The following is a 17,969-nucleotide window of genomic DNA, read 5'->3' on the forward strand; positions in this document are numbered from 1 at the left end:
CTGATTCGCACCTAACCCTTGTGCGATTCAGACGAACGAAAGCCTACTGTTTATACGAGACAAGCGTTTAACTTTCGAAATACTGGCTGGGGTGTCCCTGAAACGGATGCGTGCGCTCTTTGTACGCTCCGGCCGTATATATCCCGATAATCTGACGCCAGAACTGCTGGGCCGGCTCGTTGTTTTTGAGTTGGGTCACTTTCCAGCGGCCTTTGAAACGATCGAACAGCATAGCCGCGGCTACCCTGCCGACTCCGCGTCTGCGAAACTTCTGCAGCACGAAAAACTCGACCATATAATACGACGGCCGGCTTCCTTCATCGTCCGTCCGTTCAACCAGCGCCAATCCGGCCGGCTCTCCGTTAGCACGGATCAAGAAAGGGAATTTGCGCTGCGGATATGCCCAGAATTCGTCCAGATCGGGATAATCCGGCAGACGGCCGTTTTCATCCGCCGCAATATCCAGATACCGCGTAAAATCATACAAATAAAACTGAAGCAGATTTTCGATCACCGCCCGGCGGAGTTCCGGTACAAGTTCCAGTTCTACAATCGGTCCCATTCTTTTCGGCTCCTTTTTCTCTGTTATCCGCTCTGCTGTCTCTTTATCGTAACCGACCCGCGGGCTTCCAGGCAACTTCGACATTCGAAATTTACGAACGGGAGTTTGCCTGAATCACTTCGTCATGTGGTAAAATAAAGCGACTAACCGGTTTGGGCCGGACGGCCTGTTCATCTTTTGCAAAAAGGAGAAGCCCATGAGTATTCAAAAAGCGATCGACCGTACGCGTCTTGGCGAGAAGCTGCCGGAGATGCCTTGGTATGTCCAGCAATTTATCGATTACAAACTCCCCGATCTCTCTCCTTCCACCCTGCTGGAGTATGTCCGGGATTACGAATCGTTCTTCAACTGGCTGCGCGCCGAAGGTCTTTCTTCTGCCGCTGCCCTCAAAGACGTGACCCTTACCGAATTGGAATCGCTGCGGATCGAGAATATTACGGGATACCGGCTGTATCTGACGACACGGACCGAAGGCACGAACTCCCGTACGACCGTCATCCGCAAGCTGTCGGCGCTCCGTTCGATGTTCCATTATCTGAGCCAAATCGCGGAAGACGACGATTTTTATCCGCTGCTCAAACGCAACGTCATGGCCAAGATCGAGATCAAACGGACTAACAAACCCAAAGATACCGCGGCCAAGCTCAAAGGCAAGATTCTGGAAGAAGAAGAACTTGTCGCCTTTATCGATTATATCCGCGAAGGCTATGCCGCCGATGTATCCACCAACAAGCAGGCGCTATATGCCCATGCCAAGAATAAGGAAAGAGACGCTTGTATTGCGAGTCTGATTCTTAATTCGGGGCTGCGCGTCTCGGAAGTCATCAACTTGAACCTCTCGGATCTCGACGTAGGCAACAAGCTGCTGCACGTTCTGCGCAAAGGCAGCAACGACGAAACATTCAAGACCCCGGTCTATTTCCGCGATCAGGCACGTTCCGCGCTGGAACGTTATCTGCCGCTTCGCGACAGTCAGTATGCCGCTCCCAAAAGGGAAAAAGCGCTTTTTCTCGCGATCCCGAACGGTCAAACCGAGGGCAAGCGGATGACCAAACGAGCGATCCAGGCCATGATTATCAAATACGCCAAACGCTTCGGCAAACCTTATCTGACGGTACACAAGCTGCGCCATTCGTTTGCCACGGATTATTATTTGCAAAACGATATCTACAAAACAAAAGAACAGCTGGGCCACGCTTCTACCGAAACGACCGAAATCTATGCGCATCTGACGGATAAGACGATGTCCGAAGCCATTGAAAGGCGAAGCCGGGAAACCGGTACGCAAGAGACCTGAACGAAAAAGGGGGAACCGGCAGCTCGCCGATTCTCCCCTTTTCGTGCGGATTCCTGCAACATTCCTGCCGCTCTAGTACCCTTTCAACTCTTAATCAGAGGTTTACGTTTTCCTGAAACGCGCATGCTTTAGGTGCGATTCCGTCGGAGACTTCGTACACGCTTCAGGTACGAAATCTCAGGGGAGCGTAACCTTACCTTTAGTGTTGACAAGGTACTAAATCGACAGTGCCGCCGTAATAATCATGGCTCCGATCACATGCAGCGTTCCCGCAAACAAGCCGTGTGCCACATTGCCCCGTTCCGTACCTTCATCCAGGTTAAGTCCGCCCCATTTGCGCAGAACAAACTCGACCGCACTCTCCAGCGCCAGCAAAACAACGAAAGAAACGAACGAGATAATCCAGGCGCTGACAATCCCCGAAGAGCCTTCCAGTACATACTTCAAAATAAGCGCCTGGGCAAAAATCTTCATGACCAAACGAATCGTGACGGCAAGATTGCCTTTTTTCAGTTCCTGAAAATCTTTGTATTTCGTAAACAACGAATCGATTACCATCAACAGTGTCAACAGTACCGCTCCGGAAAGCGTCCATACCGCCAGTCTTGCCAAATCCGAAAATTCCACTTTCCGTCCTCCTCCTGCGCCGATTATGTATACAGCACCGCTCTCCCGAAAAGCACGGGCACAAAACCATGAAAAAGCGAAGGGAGCCGCATGCGTACATGCGTTCCCCTTCGCCCGGCTTTCTTCGCCGCGTCGCCCTGCGAGTGCACGGGCCTGCTACTTTGCTTCATCAGCTCGGCCAATTCGCTCTTGAGCGATTTGGCTGCCTATTCTTTTTTCTCGTACTGCTTCATCAGCTCGGCCAATTCGCTCTTGAGCGATTTGGCTGCCTATTCTTTTTTCTCGTACTGCTTCATCAGCTCGGCCAATTCGCTCTTGAGCGATTTGGCTGCCTATTCTTTTTTCTCGTATTGCTTCATCAGCTCGGCCAATTCGCTCTCAACCGCGCTGTTTTTGCCGAGTTCGGCGAACTCGTCGTCCAACGATTTGCCTTTGGCAGACATCTCGTTGCTGGCTTCGGCTTGGGCTTCCATATTGAGCATCTTGTCTTCCATCCGTTTCAGGCCGGAAGTGGCGCTGTCGGAATTGAAGCCGGACATCGTCTTGTTGATTTCCGTTTGCGCTTTGGCCGCGCTGTAGCGGGCAACCAGCGTATCGCGCTTGTTCTTCATCTCGGTCAGCTGCTTGCGCATTTCTTCAAGCTTGCCGCGCAGATTGTCGGCAGCCGCTTTGTTCTGATCGAAGCTGTTCTTGTATTCGGTCATCTTCTGTTCAGCCGCATTCTTCTCTTCAAGTGCGCGGCGAGCCAGATCGACGTTCTGTGCCTGAGCGGCCATGTGGGCCTGCTCCGTACGGCGGTTAACCAGCTCGGACTGCTCTTCGTAAAGCTGCTTGAACTTCTTCTCGATTGCGATCTGGGCGGCAACGGCTTTCTCCGCGTCGGCCAGGTCTTCCTGCATATCGCGAATGTACTGATCTGTCAGTTTAACCGGATCCTCGGCTTTCTCAATCAATGAGTACACGTTGGACAAAGTGAGATCTCTCAATCTTTTAAAAACGGACATTCGGTTTGCCTCCTTGAGCGTATTCTTATTATTCGATTTCAACCATTACCCTTTTTATTACGGACCTCAACACGATCGGTTTCATAATTGCGTTCCAAATTTTTAAATTAATTTTGCGGCTTCGTTCAGCGCCTCTTCGATCCGGATCGACACGATGCTCCCGATTTCTTCGATCTGCTCCCGGTTAAGGCCGTCATAGTGAATGCCCATAGCCACCGTCACCGTACACGCCAGCAGACGGGCGGCCTGCAGCGCGGCAGGTTCGCTGAGCACGCTCTCTTTGTGTCCGGGCACGGTTGAAGTCTCGACGCGAACACGGCCTTCTTCGGCATAAGCCATCGATACCGCTCCGATATGCGCGTCTCCTCCCGTTACGATCAGCAGCAGATCGCGCCCCATCTCCCTGCGTTCGACCCGAATATCGGCAGGATCGTACAAATAAGCCATGACCGGCAGCCCTCCTTTATAAAATACCGCGAATCTCGTCCAGGCTCCGAATGCCTTCCGCGATCATAAAGCGCTCGACACCTTCGGCAAGCTCCGCTCCCGCATGCCAGTTGACGAAATTGTACGTCCCGACCTGGACCGCCTGGGCTCCCGCCATAATGAATTCGATCATATCTTCCGAACTCGAAATGCCCCCCATCCCCACGACGGGAATGTGTACTCTTTTGCACACCTGATGGACCATGCGCAGCGCGATCGGCTTGACGGCGGGACCCGACAATCCGGCATACAAATTCTCGAACACGCTGCGGCGTCTGCGCACATCGATCTTCATGCCGGACAGCGTATTGATCAGCGAGACGGCTTCCGCCCCTTCTTCTTCGCACATCTGCGCCATATCGGCGATATCTTCCGCATTCGGGGACAATTTGACCATGAGAGGCAGAGAGGTGGCGGCCCGCACTTCGCGGACGACTTCGCGCGCAACGCTCGTCTTGATGCCGTAGGCCATGCCGCCCGCTTTGACGTTCGGACAGGAAATGTTCAGCTCGATCATATCGACCGCTTTTCGTCCGTCCCGTTCGCGGATACGGCTGTCTGCGTCGATCATCCCGGCCCCCTGCACGTAATCCTGCACCGTACCGCCGCCCAGGTTGACGATGCGGACAGTATCGAGCTTTTCCCAAAAAGCGCACTCGTCCGCCAAAAATGAAGCGATGCCCGGGTTCTCGAGGCCGACGCTGTTCAGCATGCCGGAAGGCGTCTCGTAGACGCGGATCCCCGGGTTGCCCGGACGCGGATGCAGCGTAATGCCTTTGCCCGAAATCCCGCCAAGCTTGGACAAATCGTACAGATTCCCGTATTCTTTGCCAAAGCCGAACGTTCCGGAAGCCATGATCAGCGGATTCTTGAACGTCACCGGCCCTATACGGCAGGACATATCCAATGTCGATTCGATCATGCCAGCACCACCTCTTCCGCGCGGAATACCGGTCCGTCGGTACACGCTTTTTTTCGCCCGCTCTCGCAGCCTACGCTGCATACCAGACAGGCTCCGATTCCGCAGGCCATCCGGTTCTCGAGCGAGACATAGACGTCGGCTCTGCCCGATGACATGGCACTTTTGATCTGGGCGGCACGAAGCATCGGTTCGGGTCCGCACACGAAAATGGTATCGTAGGCATCGAAATCGACGCGGTCCAGCACCCTGCCTCCTAGATCGATCTCCAGCTTATGACCAAGCGCTCCGAATTCATGCTCTTCATACACTTCCTCACTGAATCCCAAGTACAGATCGGCCTGCTCCAGATGCCTCGCCGTATAGTAAAGAGGCGCAATTCCGATTCCGCCTCCGACGAGTGCGGTCCGGCCCTGCGCCTGAGGAAAACCGTTGCCGAGCGGTCCAAGCAGCGTGACGTCGTCGCCCGCTGTCATCCGAGACAGCATCTGCGTGCCTTCTCCGGCCGTTTTATATAGAAACTTGACTCCGTATTCGTCCTGGTCGTACACGCTGAGCGGGCGCGACAAGAGCGGATAACCGTCCCAACCTCTCACCATAAAAAACTGTCCCATTTTCGCCTCGAAACGCCCTTCCGCGTGCATCACGTAAATGCCTTCCGCCACGCGGCGGTTGGAAATGATTGTCGCCATAAGATCCTCCCCCGAACTGCTGATTTGCGCATATCTTGTCCATGATGCCCCAGGGAAGAAGGAATAGCTATGACAAGCATCACGAAAAGCCCGGACTTTGCAGTCCGGGCTTTCGCCATCCGATCTCTGTTCGCTTGCAAACTTGGCTCTTCCTTACAGCACTTTGCTCAAAAAGTCCTGCGTCCGTACGTTTTTCGGTGCGCCGAATACTTCTTCCGGCGTCCCTTCCTCGACGATCACGCCGCCGTCCATGAACAGAATCCGGTCGCCGACTTCGCGGGCAAAGCCCATTTCGTGCGTGACGATCACCATCGTCATGCCGTCTTCGGCCAGCTTCTTCATGACGTCCAGCACTTCGCCAACCATCTCCGGATCAAGCGCCGACGTCGGTTCGTCGAACAGCATGACGTGGGGCTGCATCGCAAGTGCGCGCACGATCGCGATCCGCTGTTTTTGACCGCCCGACAGCTGCGCCGGATACGCGTTTTTCTTGTCTTCCAGACCGACCGACTGCAGCAGCGCTTCGGCGCGCTTGTCGGCTTCGGCTTTGGACAGTCCGAGCAGTTTGGTCGGCGCCAGCGTAATATTGTCCAGCACGGTCTTGTGCGGGAACAAATTGAACTGCTGGAACACCATGCCCATTTTCTCGCGGGTCTTGTCGATATTGTGCTTCTTGTCCGTAATCGGCTTGCCTTCGAACAGAATCTCTCCGCCCGTTACTTCTTCAAGTCGGTTCAGACAGCGCAGAAACGTACTTTTGCCCGAACCGCTCGGACCGATTACGACCACGACTTCACCTTTTTGAATTTCGGCGTCGATCCCTTTGAGGACCTGATTTTTGCCAAAAGACTTTTGCAGATTTTTAGCGGATATCACCGGCACTCAACCTCCGTTCCAATACATTCAACAGTTTCGACAGAATAAGCGTCATAATCAGATAGATAAACGCCGCGATGACGAGCGGATACAGTCCGGAATACGTCAGCGTACGTACGGCATTGGCTTGGAACATCAAGTCGGCGACCCCGATAAACGATACGATGGACGACTCCTTGATAATGACGACAAACTCGTTGCCGATCGCCGGCAGGACGCTTTTGATCGCCTGCGGGATAATAATGGTGCGCATCGCCAGTCCGCGCGGCATGCCGAGCGAACGCGCCGCTTCCATCTGTCCTTTGTCGACGCCCTGGATTCCCGCACGGAAGATTTCCGCCAGATAAGCCGAGCTGTTGAGGGACAAGGTAATAATACCCGACTGCAGCACCGTAAACTTGATATCGAAAGCGCTGGCCAAACCGAAGTGAATGATAAGGAGCTGGACGAGCATCGGCGTGCCCCGCAGCACTTCGATATAGGCTACGGCAATCCATTTGAGAATCTTGACACCCGACAACCTCAGCAGGGAAACCAACAGACCGATCAGGAATCCGAACAGGACGCCCAATGCCGACAGCAGCAGGGTATACTGAACGCCGTCCGCGTAATAACCGCGATATTTCCAGAAGAACGAGAAAATGTTGCTCGGCGCGTTCTCTCCGGAATTCAGTTCGTTGGCGGCCTGAATATAGCCTTCGACCGCATTTTCATCGTTCAGCCGCTTCAGCGTGCTGTTGATATCGGTCAGCAGCTGCGCATTGCCTTTCTCCACGGCGATCGCCATCGGCGTATCGCTGTCTTCCGGCACGGCTTCGGCGATCGCCAGACCCGCACGGTTCTTGACCTGCGCCTCGGCGACCGGTCCTTCGAAGACGGCTGCGTCTACGCGATCGGACAGCAGCAGGCTGACGACGTCGGAGATACTTTTGACGGCCGTGACCTGCGCGTCCGGAATACTATTCGCGATTTCTTCTTGAATCGAACCCGTCTGTACGCCGATCGGCAGACCTTCGAGTTCCGCCATCGTCGGGAACTTGTCGGCATCTTCGGCGCGCGTCAGGATGACCTGTTTGGAAATGTAGTACAGATCCGAGAAGTCGACATTTTGTCTGCGCTCGTCGGTCGGCGTCATGCCGGAGATGACCATATCGATCCGGCCGCTCTGGAGCGCCGGCAGCAGACTGTCGAACGGCATATTCTCAAGCTTCAGTTCCGCGCCCATGTCGGCCGCGATTTGTTCGGCGATCATGACGTCGGAACCGACGATCTTGCTCTTGCCGTCTACCGTCAGCATAAATTCGTACGGCGCGAAATCCGCGCTTAATCCGACGATAATCGTCTTTTTGTCGTTTGTGCCCGAGTCGCCCTGTGCTTGTGCTTGTCCGTGGCCGGGATACAGCGCCAACGTCAGCATCAGCAGAGCCAGCAGCATCGGGATGATCCGTTTCAGTCTCAGCATGCTCTCTCTCCACTCTGTTGTAAAATGACAAGTCATTATAAAATGATATTCATATTTATACAACAATATTCAGCAAATGTCGCCTCTTTTTTTTGTTTTTCTTTCTTTTTCATTCCTCAAAAAGCCGCGTCAGCGTTGAAAACGTTCGCTTCCCATGCTAAAATTCACTTCTAAATAAACGAAGCGGGGAGTCTTTTCATTGATGAATAATAAAGCGCATAAGCAGCGAATCGAAGATACGATCGACCGCTATCAAGCGGAACTCAAAGAGATCGCCGTCTATATCGCACAGAACCCCGAGCTCGGAAACGAAGAATTCAAAGCGTCCGCCAGGCTCAAACAATCGCTCTTGGCGCACGGCTTTGAAGTCGAAGCTCCGGTACTCGGAATCCAGACCGCTTTTATCGGTACATTCCGCTCGGACAAGCCGGGACCGACCATTGCGCTGCTGTGCGAATATGATGCGCTCCCGGAAATCGGCCATGCCTGCGGACACCATCTGATCTGCACGATGAGCCTGGGAGCGGCGATCGGTCTCCAAGAAACCGTACGGGAGCTGGGAGGTACGCTGCGCGTTTACGGTACGCCGGCCGAAGAAACCCGCGGCGCCAAAGTTACGATGGCCGACGCCGGATTATTTGATGACTGCGACTTCGCGCTGATGGCGCATCCGTATTACGCGTTCCAGAAATCCGGCAGCGCGCTGGCGATGGATGCGATCCAATATGAATTCTATGGAAAAGCTTCGCACGCCGCAGCCAGCCCTGAAGCCGGCATCAATGCCCTGGACGCGGTGCTGCAGCTGTTCAACGCAATCAACGCCCTGCGCCAGCAGACGCGCACGGACGCCCGGATCCATGGCATTATCAATCAGGGCGGCGTCGCGGCCAACATTATTCCCGATTACGCTTCGGCACAGTTCTATATCCGCTCGGCCGATCGGCCCTATACGAACGAACTGGTGGCCAAAGTCCGCCGGATCGCCGAAGGTGCCGCACTGCAGACCGGCTGCGAGCTGAAAGTGTCGAACTACGAATACTCATACGACGAACTGATTACCAATGAGACGCTGTCCGAGACCTTTACCCGCAATCTGATCGAAGCCGGCGTCGACCCCGGAATCATTCAGGAGCCGGAAAACGGAGGTTCGGCCGATGTCGGCAACGTCTCTACCCGCTGCCCTGCGATTCATCCGTACATTCAGGTTGTCAAGGAACGCCACGAGCTGCACAGTATCGGTTTCCGTGATCTAGCGCAGCAGGATACCGCCTACGAAGCCATGATTTTCGGGGCCAAGATGCTGGCAGGTACCGTCTGCGACACCCTGACTGTTCCGGGTCTGCTGGAGCGCGTACGCCGGGAATTCCTTGAACTCCCTTCCCATTCGAGCGCCTTGATTCCTTTTTCCGGATCGAACGTGCAGTAACCGTATGCCCTTTTCCCGTGTTCGTTTCGAATACGCCGGAGAAGGGCTTTTTGGTGTGTGCTTTTCCCGGGTTGATCCGACGCTTTGATTCTTTTGGTTTCAATGTAAACTTTTTCCGGGTAATAACATCCATCTGTATGCTGCTGGGTAACTGTCCTCCGCCTGACGATTTTTCCTGTTCATTCCGACAAAAGGGGCGATTCCATGTTTCGTGAAGCCATGTACCATGTACCGCGCGATAAATGGGCGTACGCCTACGATCTGCATACGATCCATCTGCGGTTTCGCACCAAGAAGAACGATGTCGACCGGGTAACCGCACTGACCGGCGACAAGTACGACTGGAATCGAACCTATTTCGAAGTCGAGCTGGAAAAAGCGGCCACCGACGAATACTTCGATTATTGGGAAGGTCCGGTCCGTCCAAATTTCAAACGTGTCGCTTACATATTCCGATTGATCGCCGGCAGCGAAACCCTGTACAAAGCCGACAATGAACTGCATAACGGAATGCCGATGCCGACGGGAGGCTATTACGAATTCCCCTATATTCACAAAGTCGATCTGTTCGCCGCGCCGGATTGGGCCAAAAAAGCGATCTTCTATCAGATTATGCCCGACCGGTTCGCAAACGGCGATCCGTCGAACGATCCTCCCGGCACACTTCCGTGGGGCGGACAGCCCAATCTCACCGATTCGTTCGGCGGCGACCTGCGCGGGGTGTTGAACCATATCGATTATCTGGTGGAACTGGGGATCAACGCTATTTATTTCACTCCCGTCTTCACCGCAAACTCCTATCACAAATACGATACGATCGATTACAAAACGGTCGATCCTCATCTGGGCGACAGCAAAATGCTCAAAAAACTCGTTGAAGCTTGTCATAGCAAGGGAATTCGCGTCATCCTGGATGCGGTATTCAATCACTGCAGCGACCACTTTCCTCCTTTTCAGGATGTCGTCGCAAAAGGTCCTTATTCGCCTTACGCGGATTGGTTCCATGTGAACGAGTTCCCGCTTAGCGTCAAAGACGGCATTCCTACCTATGATACCTTCGGTTTCTATTCCAATATGCCCAAGTTCAATACCGGCAACGAGGAAGTGCGCAAATATCTGCTTGGCGTCGCCAAATACTGGATTCAGGAAATCGGCGTCGACGGCTGGCGGCTCGATGTCGCGGATGAAGTGGACCATCATTTCTGGCGCGAGTTCCGCGATGTGGTGAAAGCGGCCAAACCGGATGCGTATCTGGTCGGCGAAGTGTGGAGCGACTCGTTGTCGTGGCTTATGGGCGACCAGTTCGATTCCGTTATGAACTATCCTTTTTCCGATAAAGTATTGGCGTTCTTCGGCGGCGGTATGGACGGTTATCAGTTTGCCAGTCATATGGGCAGCCTGCTGATGCGTTATCCGCAGCAGACGAACGAAGTGGTCTTCAATATGCTGTGCAGTCACGATACGCCGCGTCTGCTCACCCGGCTGGGCGGCGACAAACGCAAGCTCAAGCTTGCGATCGTATTCCTGTTCACGTATATGGGCACGCCCTGCATTTTCTACGGCGACGAGATCGGACTGCAGGGCGGCGCGGACCCGGACTGCCGCAAATGCATGGAATGGAATCCTTCCCGCCAGGACCGCGAGCTGTTCAATTTCTATCGGATGATGATCGTGCTGCGCAAGAATAACGCGGCGCTGCGAGGCGGCCGTTTCCGCTTCCTGATGGCCGATTCCGGCAATCCGTGTATTGTATACGAACGGATCAACGACCATATCCATTTTACCTTCTGGATGAACAATACCGATCAGGCCCGCACTTTGTCGCATCCGATCGAAACCGACGATTGGCGCGACGCGCTGACCGGAGAAAATGTGCCGACTGCGGAGGGGCAGCTGGCTATTCCGCTCGATCCGTACGGATATCGGATTTTGTACCGGAATCTGGACAGAAGCGGTCTTCCCGAGAGCGAAGAAGAAGCCGATTGAACCGCTGTTGGCTCGATAAAACCCGTTTTTGAAACACCAAGAAGCCGTCCTGCTGCGCAGGCGGCTTTTTGCCGAAAAATTTTCTCCGATATCCCAAAAAGAAAGCGTTTTAAATTCTTTAATTTGGTTATTTTTCCTTAAGTGGTTAGGGGGATAACCGGATACGGAAGGAGGCGGCGGGTATGTTCTTCGTCGTTTCGATGGCAGCGATTGTGGTATCAGTATTAGCAGTGGTAAAACGTCTGAGCGGAGGATCGGTCGGCACCGGGGTGAAGACGGCTTTGTTTATGTTGGTTTATTACTTCAGTCCATTTTGAAACGGGCACAGCTGAATCGTGATCGGTGAAAACCGATCGCGGTTCCCACGGACTTCAGCAGTCGGATCGGCGGGAAGCCGCTGTCCGACTGCTTCTTTCCTGCGCTTCATTTTCTCCAGAACGTCGTACAATCCGCTTTGTCTTCGATATTAAAAGCAATCAGATCCTGCAGCAGCTCGTAATCGACAGGCATCTTCCACGGGATCCGAAACAGCTGCGCGGTCTGGGTATAACCCGCCTGCTCGATCCGGCTGGAGAAATGCTGCATGGCCGCCGCTTCCGGCGCAACGGACATATGCGCTTTGGCGCTGCTGAATGCCAGAATAAACGTGTCATGGTCGGTGAACATAGGCTGATTCCAAGCCATTTTTGTGCCCAGATTCGGAAAGGCCTCCTGTACCCAGGCAAATACATTTTCCAACCGTTCTTTTTGCAGCGGATCGTCGACCTTGGCCAGGTATTCCGCAAAAACGTCCATCACTTTTCCTCCTCCAACCTATTTTTGTCAGCCGTACGAACATTTGTACTTCTTTATTTTGCCGGGTATCCCCCCGTTTTGGCAAGCTTTTTCCATAAAAAAAGAACCGGACAACAGGTCCGGTTCTTCACGCGCTTCCTCCTATGGGGTAATACAAGGTTCCACAGGGGTCAGCTTTTCAATTCTTCGTAGATTCCCATGTACTCTTTTGCCGAAGCGAGCCAGCTGAAATCCGAGCTCATTCCGTTCTGAACGATCTTTTTCCATGTCGGTTCTTCGCGGTAGAAAGCGAGTGCGCGGCGCAGCGTATGCAGCATATCGTGCGCGTTGTACGCTCCAAAGCTGAAGCCGTTGCCTTCGCCCGTGTATTCGTTGTACGCCTGGACGGTATCGTTCAGTCCGCCGGTTTCCCGCACGACCGGAACGCTGCCGTAACGCATGGCAAGCAGCTGGCTGATGCCGCACGGTTCAAACATGGACGGCATCAAGAACAGATCGCTGGCCGCATAAATATTGCGCGACAGCGCTTCGCTGAAGCGGATCTGTACCGCAAGCTGTTCCGGATGACGATAAGCGGCCTGGCGGAACCAGTCTTCGTAGCCCGCTTCGCCGGTACCCAGCACTACCACCTGAACATCTTCGCCGTACAGCAGCTCGTCCAATACGCGCACGACCAGATCGAGACCTTTCGGTTCAACCAGACGCGACACGATTCCGATCATCGGCGTTTTTACACTGACCGGCAGCCCCAGTTCTGTCTGCAGCGCCGTTTTGTTCTCGCGCTTTTTGGCCAGGCTGCTCTTGTAGCGGGTATGCAGGGTTTTGTCCGTATTCGGATTATAACTTTTGGTGTCGATCCCGTTGACGATCCCCGTCAGCTTGTCGCCGATCGAAGACAGCAGGCCGTCGAGCCCGTAGCCGTAATAAGCTGTACGGATCTCCTGCGCGTAGGTCGGACTAACCGTGGTTACTTTGCCCGAATAAACAATGCCGGCTTTCATGAAATTCACGTTTCCGTAATATTCCGCGCCTTCATTGGTGAAGTGACGGTTGTCGAGTCCCAGCAGTTCGCCGAATACCGCATACGGGAATACGCCTTGATACAGCAGGTTATGGATCGTATAGACCGTCTCAATATTGTCGTAAAAAGGATCATGGGCATACGTGTCCTGCAGCAGCAGCGGAATCATGCCCGTATGCCAGTCATGGCAGTGGATCACATCGGGCTTGAAGCCGATTTCCGGCAGAATATCCAGAACCGCTTTGTTGAAAAAGGCAAACCGTTCGCCGTCGTCTCCGTAACCGTACACTCCGTCGCGGCCGAAGTAAAATTCGTTATCGACAAAGTACACCGGAATGCCGTCGTCGTCGTATTGTTCGATGCCGCAGTATTGGCCGCGCCAGCCCAGGTTGACGCTGGTTTCGCCGACATGCGTCATTTTTTCCTTGTAGGCATCGGGGATGCCTTTATACTTGGGCAGCACGACACGAATATCGGCCCCCGCCTGCTTCAATGCCCGGGGTAAAGCGCCGATCACATCGGCCAACCCACCTGTTTTGATAAAAGGCGCCGCTTCTGCGGCTGCAAACAGCAATTTCATTTTGCTTTCCCCTTTCTTTTGGTCCCTTTTTCGTCCGCTGCCGGCGGCTCCTCCGATTTGGAAGAAGCTTTTTTCTTGGCAGGCGCTTTTTTCGCTGCAGCTGCTTTCGATCCGTCCGCTTCTTTTTTGGTTGTACTTTTGCGCTTTGGCGCGGGCTCAGCCGTTTCGCTGCGAACCGCCGCTTTCAGCGTATCCGCAAGCCGTCCGCTTTTTTTGAGGATGACGATTCCCAGCGGCGGAAGCTTGACCGACAGATGGTACTCCCGGCCGTGCCAAGGTTCTTTGACCGCACGCAGCGCGTCGTCGTTCAAGCGTCCTTCTCCGCCAAACCGCGTCTCGTCGCTGTTGAACACTTCCTTGTAGCCGCCCGATTTATCGACGCCGATTCGGTAATCGTCGTAGCCCACAGGCTGGAAGTTGATCAGGATATACAGCGTGTCGCCTGTTTTTTTGCCTTTTCTCATAAAGGTAATGACGCTCTGAGCCTCATCGGAAGCACTGATCCAATCGTAACCGTCCCAGTCGTGGTCGATTTCCCAAAGCGCTTTTTCTTCCAGGTAAAAATGGTTCAGCGCCGCCGTGTAAGCCTGCATGTTGCGGTGCGCTTCATAGTCGAGCAGAATCCAGTCGAGCGGCTCCTCGTCTCTCCATTCGATAAACTGGCCGAACTCTCCTCCCATGAACAGGAGCTTTTTGCCGGGATGCGTGATCTGGTAGCCAAGCAGCAGGCGCAGACCCGCGAACTTTTCTTCGTACAGACCCGGCATTTTGTCCAGCAGCGACTTCTTGCCGTGAACCACTTCGTCGTGGGACAGCGGCAGCACATAATTCTCGGAATGTGCGTAGACGAGCGGGAACGTCAGCAAATTATGCAGGGAAGGACGAGTCTCGAATCCGGCTTCCACATATTTGAGCGTATCGTTCATCCAGCCCATATTCCATTTGTAATTGAAACCCAGGCCTCCCTCGTGCGCGGGCGAAGTGACCAGAGGCCAGGCGCTCGATTCTTCGGCCGCCATGATCGCGTTCGGATAATAGCCGAAGATCGTTTTGTTCAGTTTCTGCAAAAAGTGGATCGCGTCGTAATTTTCTACGCCGCCCTGCGCATTGGGTGCCCATTGATGGGGTTTCTTCTCGAAATCCAGGCGCAGCATACTGGTCACTGCATCGATCCGCAGACCGTCAAAATGGAATACATCCATCCAATAAAGAGCGCTTGAGATCAGGAACGATTGGACTTCCGGTTTGCCGAAATCGAACGAGAGCGTTCCCCAACCCGGCTTCTCGGCCAGCATCGGATCGGCATACTCGTACTGCGGAGTTCCGTCGAACTGGCGCAGGCCGTGGGCGTCTTTGGCAAAGTGGCCGGGCACCCAATCCAGCAGCACGCCGATGTCAGCCTGATGGCAGCGATCGATCAAGTACATGAGATCTTTGGCTTCACCGTAGCGGCTGGTCGGAGCAAAATATCCCGTCGCTTGGTATCCCCATGACAGATCGTAAGGGTACTCGGTCAACGGCATAAACTCCAGGTGCGTATACCCCATTTCTTTTACGTAGGGGATCAGCACGTCGGCCAATTCCCGATATGTATAGAAGGTTCCGTCTTCTTTTTGCTTCCAGGTGCCCAACTGTATTTCGTAAATGTTGACCGGTTTGGCGTAAGGCGCTTTCCGTTTTCTTTTCCAGGCTTGGTCGCCCCAGACGTATCCTTCGATCGAGCCTACGCGCGAAGCGGTTTGGGGACGAACTTCCGCATAAACGCCGTACGGATCCGCTTTGAGCAGACGCTCTCCCGTTACCGAGCGGATATCGTATTTATACAGTTCCCCATGGCCGATCCCTTCGATGAACAAGCTCCAAATCCCGCCGGATTCGGCAACGGATTCCATAGGATTGAGGCTTCCTTCCCAGCCATTGCGGTCCATTGCGATTCCGACGGCTGCGGCATTGGGGGCCCACACCGTAAACCGGACGCCTTCTTGGCCGCCTTCCGTTGTCGGATGAGCGCCGAACATGCGATAGCTGTGAAAAAAGTTACCTTCATGGAATAAGTAAATGTCTTCTTGCGATAAAGGCTGCGATCCAGCCGTACGCGCTTTGCCCATCCTCTTCACTCTCCCTTATCCGATGTTAGCGTCCGCCAAGTGGTTGGTTTTGGACGCATCAATAGTTTTATTACCCGTCTAAAGCTTACCTGAATAAGTCGATACTAAAAAAACATTTTCTGAAGATTGCAACTTATTTCCTTGAAGATTGCAACTTATTTCCTTTCGGTAAAGTTTCAAAGCCGTATTCTTCCGTTTAATTATGTACCATATTGACATACATCACGGGAGGGAAATTAACATGGATTAAGAAAGATTGCATCGCTATGCTGCTTGCCGGGGGGGAAGGCCGACGACTTGCACCGCTCACATCCAAATTGGCCAAACCGGCGGTGCCATTCGGCGGGCATTATCGCATTGTCGATTTCCCTCTCAGCAACTGCCTAAATTCGGGAATCGATACCGTCGGCGTGCTGACCCAGTACGCCGCCGAATCGCTTCATGAGCATATCGGCGAGGGACAGCCTTGGAAGATCGCCGCGGGAAGCGGCGAAGTCACTTTGCTTCCTTCCGGGGAACACGGGGAATATCGCGGCACCGCTGATGCCATCACCAAAAATATCGAGTTTATCGATCGCCATGATCCGGAACATGTGCTGATCTTGTCCGGCGATCATATCTATCATATGGATTATGCCGAGATGCTGGAGGCCCACAAGCGTTCCGGCGCGGATGCCACTCTCTCGGTGATGGAAGTTCCGCTGAATGAAGCTCACCGTTTCGGTATTGTAACCGCGGATGCCAACATGCGGATCGTGGACTTCACGGAAAAACCGGCCAAACCGATGAGCAGCCTGGCTTCGATGGGAATCTATGTCTTCAAATGGTCGTATCTGCGCAGCTATCTGCTGAACGACCTTCATCACGCAACGTCCACCCACGATTTCGGCAAAGATCTTCTGCCTCTGATGCTAAGCGACGGTTCACAGGTGAGCGCTTATCCGTTTGCCGGCTACTGGAGAGACGTGGGTACCGTGAGCAGCCTGTGGGAAGCGCATATGGATCTGCTCGGCGATAACAGCGAGTTCGTCTTGAACAAACCGGATTGGCCAATGTTCACCAATCGGCAGCTCAGCCGTCCCGCGTTGTTCCGCCGCACCCTGTCCCCTTCTCCGATCGCTTCGATGGTCCATGAAACCTGCGTGAACGAAGGCAGCGTCAAACATTCGGTGCTCTTCCGCGGCGTTCAGATCGGGAAAGGTTCTACGGTTGCCGACAGTGTGATCATGCCGGCAGCCCAAATCGGACGCAACGTCAAGATTGAATATGCCATTATCGGAGAACAAGCCGTCATTCGCGACGGAGCCGTGATCCAGGGTACACCAAACGAAATTCTGGTCATTGGGCCGCATGAGACCGTTTATGCCAAACCTGTGGTTCGGTCCCAGCCTGTACGCGCTCTTCAGGATCCCTATGAATCGGCGAATATCCGCCGGACCGGCAACATTTCTTCGTAAATAGGATCTGTTTTTATTCAAAAAAGTCGTATCCGAATTTGTGAAATCAAATTCGGATACGACTTTTTGTCGTTCCCGGAACATACGGCGGATTCGGCATCCCCGGAATCAAAAGGTTTTTTGATACAGGTTCACGTAACGACCGCCTACACTCCGGTTCAAGTCGCGCTCGGCGACGAATCGGAATCCCTGGTTTTGGTAATAGGCATTCAGCTTGGGCAGATGGGCGGCACAATCCAGTCTTAGCCCGAGTTTGCCCTGCCGCAGGGCTTCTTCTTCCGCAAAACGGAGCATCCTGGCACCGAAATCCGTTCCCCGATAAGCCGGGCGAACCGTCAGCCGATGCAGATACAGATACCGTTCGTCGTCCAGCTCTTTCCAGTAGGACGGATCGCCGCATTGCAGCGTACACAATCCTGCCGGATGACCGTCCGCCGTCAGAAGAAACACGCGCCGGGTCTCAAAATAGCCCCGGACCGCCTCCTCTACAAACATTTCGGGCTTCCATTGGTCTACTCCCGCTTCAACCATAAGCTCGGCCGCTTCGTGCAGCATCTCTGCCAAAATCGGTACATCTTCGGGACCTGCTTCACGAATTTTCATTTCCGCAGAAAAATTCATTCGCTTCTTACGCTCCTATCCGATAAGGGACTTTTCTCGGTCGGCCAATC

Annotated in this window: 17 protein-coding genes; 5 read left to right on the top strand and 12 right to left on the bottom strand. The window is 53.8% G+C overall.

The window, feature by feature from the left end; all coding sequences use genetic code 11:
* Positions 1 to 67 precede the first annotated feature (67 nt).
* Positions 68 to 562: a GNAT family N-acetyltransferase gene (locus tag HRQ60_RS01295; RefSeq protein ID WP_172193826.1), complete on the bottom strand. Its 495-nt coding sequence runs from the start codon at positions 560 to 562 to the stop codon at positions 68 to 70.
* Between the two features lie 196 nt (positions 563 to 758).
* Between HRQ60_RS01295 and xerS the strand changes: the two genes are divergently transcribed.
* A complete protein-coding gene (xerS, locus tag HRQ60_RS01300; RefSeq protein ID WP_172193827.1) occupies positions 759 to 1,859 on the top strand; it encodes a tyrosine recombinase XerS in 1,101 nt (366 codons plus the stop codon).
* 216 nt (positions 1,860 to 2,075) lie between these two features.
* Here the strand turns inward: xerS and HRQ60_RS01305 are convergent, their stop codons facing one another.
* From HRQ60_RS01305 to HRQ60_RS01335, 7 genes are all read right to left on the bottom strand, one after another.
* Positions 2,076 to 2,486 carry a DUF350 domain-containing protein gene (locus HRQ60_RS01305; RefSeq protein WP_172193828.1) on the bottom strand — a complete coding sequence of 137 codons (411 nt, stop codon included), beginning with the start codon at positions 2,484 to 2,486 and terminating at the stop codon, positions 2,076 to 2,078.
* Between the two features lie 332 nt (positions 2,487 to 2,818).
* Positions 2,819 to 3,490 (bottom strand): PspA/IM30 family protein, encoded by a 672-nt coding sequence (locus tag HRQ60_RS01310; RefSeq protein ID WP_172193829.1) that lies wholly within the window; start codon positions 3,488 to 3,490, stop codon positions 2,819 to 2,821.
* 102 nt (positions 3,491 to 3,592) lie between these two features.
* Positions 3,593 to 3,937: a prenylated flavin chaperone LpdD gene (lpdD, locus tag HRQ60_RS01315; RefSeq protein ID WP_172193830.1), complete on the bottom strand. Its 345-nt coding sequence runs from the start codon at positions 3,935 to 3,937 to the stop codon at positions 3,593 to 3,595.
* Between the two features lie 16 nt (positions 3,938 to 3,953).
* Entirely contained in the window at positions 3,954 to 4,898 is a 945-nt protein-coding gene (locus tag HRQ60_RS01320; RefSeq protein ID WP_172193831.1) for a dihydroorotate dehydrogenase, read from the bottom strand.
* Positions 4,895 to 5,587, bottom strand: coding sequence for a dihydroorotate dehydrogenase electron transfer subunit (locus HRQ60_RS01325; protein ID WP_172193832.1), 693 nt, complete (start codon positions 5,585 to 5,587; stop codon positions 4,895 to 4,897). Before HRQ60_RS01325 ends, HRQ60_RS01320 begins: the two co-directional genes overlap by 4 nt.
* 153 nt (positions 5,588 to 5,740) lie before the next feature.
* Positions 5,741 to 6,463 carry an ATP-binding cassette domain-containing protein gene (locus HRQ60_RS01330; protein WP_172193833.1) on the bottom strand — a complete coding sequence of 241 codons (723 nt, stop codon included), beginning with the start codon at positions 6,461 to 6,463 and terminating at the stop codon, positions 5,741 to 5,743.
* Entirely contained in the window at positions 6,450 to 7,925 is a 1,476-nt protein-coding gene (locus tag HRQ60_RS01335) for an ABC transporter substrate-binding protein/permease (RefSeq protein WP_172193834.1), read from the bottom strand. The genes HRQ60_RS01330 and HRQ60_RS01335 overlap by 14 nt, the downstream gene beginning before the upstream one ends.
* Before the next feature lie 202 nt (positions 7,926 to 8,127).
* Here HRQ60_RS01335 and HRQ60_RS01340 point away from each other — a divergent pair, with 202 nt between their 5' ends.
* The 3 genes from HRQ60_RS01340 (at position 8,128) to HRQ60_RS23860 (ending at position 11,654) form a co-directional block, all read left to right on the top strand.
* A complete protein-coding gene (locus HRQ60_RS01340; protein ID WP_172193835.1) occupies positions 8,128 to 9,351 on the top strand; it encodes a M20 family metallopeptidase in 1,224 nt (407 codons plus the stop codon).
* Between the two features lie 204 nt (positions 9,352 to 9,555).
* Positions 9,556 to 11,337, top strand: coding sequence for an alpha-glycosidase (locus tag HRQ60_RS01345; RefSeq protein WP_172193836.1), 1,782 nt, complete (start codon positions 9,556 to 9,558; stop codon positions 11,335 to 11,337).
* Between the two features lie 182 nt (positions 11,338 to 11,519).
* Complete coding sequence (locus HRQ60_RS23860) at positions 11,520 to 11,654, top strand: hypothetical protein (protein WP_281358010.1); 135 nt, start codon at positions 11,520 to 11,522, stop codon at positions 11,652 to 11,654.
* Between the two features lie 106 nt (positions 11,655 to 11,760).
* Here the strand turns inward: HRQ60_RS23860 and HRQ60_RS01350 are convergent, their stop codons facing one another.
* The 3 genes from HRQ60_RS01350 to glgB all read right to left on the bottom strand — a co-directional run bounded on the left by HRQ60_RS01350 (position 11,761) and on the right by glgB (position 15,841).
* Positions 11,761 to 12,132, bottom strand: coding sequence for an iron chaperone (locus HRQ60_RS01350; protein WP_172193837.1), 372 nt, complete (start codon positions 12,130 to 12,132; stop codon positions 11,761 to 11,763).
* 170 nt (positions 12,133 to 12,302) lie between these two features.
* Positions 12,303 to 13,733, bottom strand: coding sequence for a glycogen synthase GlgA (gene glgA, locus HRQ60_RS01355; RefSeq protein WP_172193838.1), 1,431 nt, complete (start codon positions 13,731 to 13,733; stop codon positions 12,303 to 12,305).
* Complete coding sequence (gene glgB / locus HRQ60_RS01360) at positions 13,730 to 15,841, bottom strand: 1,4-alpha-glucan branching protein GlgB (protein ID WP_172193839.1); 2,112 nt, start codon at positions 15,839 to 15,841, stop codon at positions 13,730 to 13,732. Before glgB ends, glgA begins: the two co-directional genes overlap by 4 nt.
* A gap of 245 nt (positions 15,842 to 16,086) precedes the next feature.
* Between glgB and HRQ60_RS01365 the strand changes: the two genes are divergently transcribed.
* On the top strand, positions 16,087 to 17,298 hold the full coding sequence (locus tag HRQ60_RS01365; RefSeq protein ID WP_343044587.1) for a glucose-1-phosphate adenylyltransferase: 1,212 nt from the start codon (positions 16,087 to 16,089) through the stop codon (positions 17,296 to 17,298).
* Between the two features lie 108 nt (positions 17,299 to 17,406).
* Here HRQ60_RS01365 and HRQ60_RS01370 read toward each other — a convergent pair whose 3' ends face one another.
* A complete protein-coding gene (locus tag HRQ60_RS01370) occupies positions 17,407 to 17,919 on the bottom strand; it encodes a GNAT family N-acetyltransferase (protein WP_172193841.1) in 513 nt (170 codons plus the stop codon).
* Positions 17,920 to 17,969: the final 50 nt, after the last annotated feature.

Source organism: Saccharibacillus qingshengii, assembly GCF_013185195.1.
In the GTDB taxonomy this organism is placed as follows: Bacteria; Bacillota; Bacilli; order Paenibacillales; family Paenibacillaceae; genus Saccharibacillus; species Saccharibacillus qingshengii.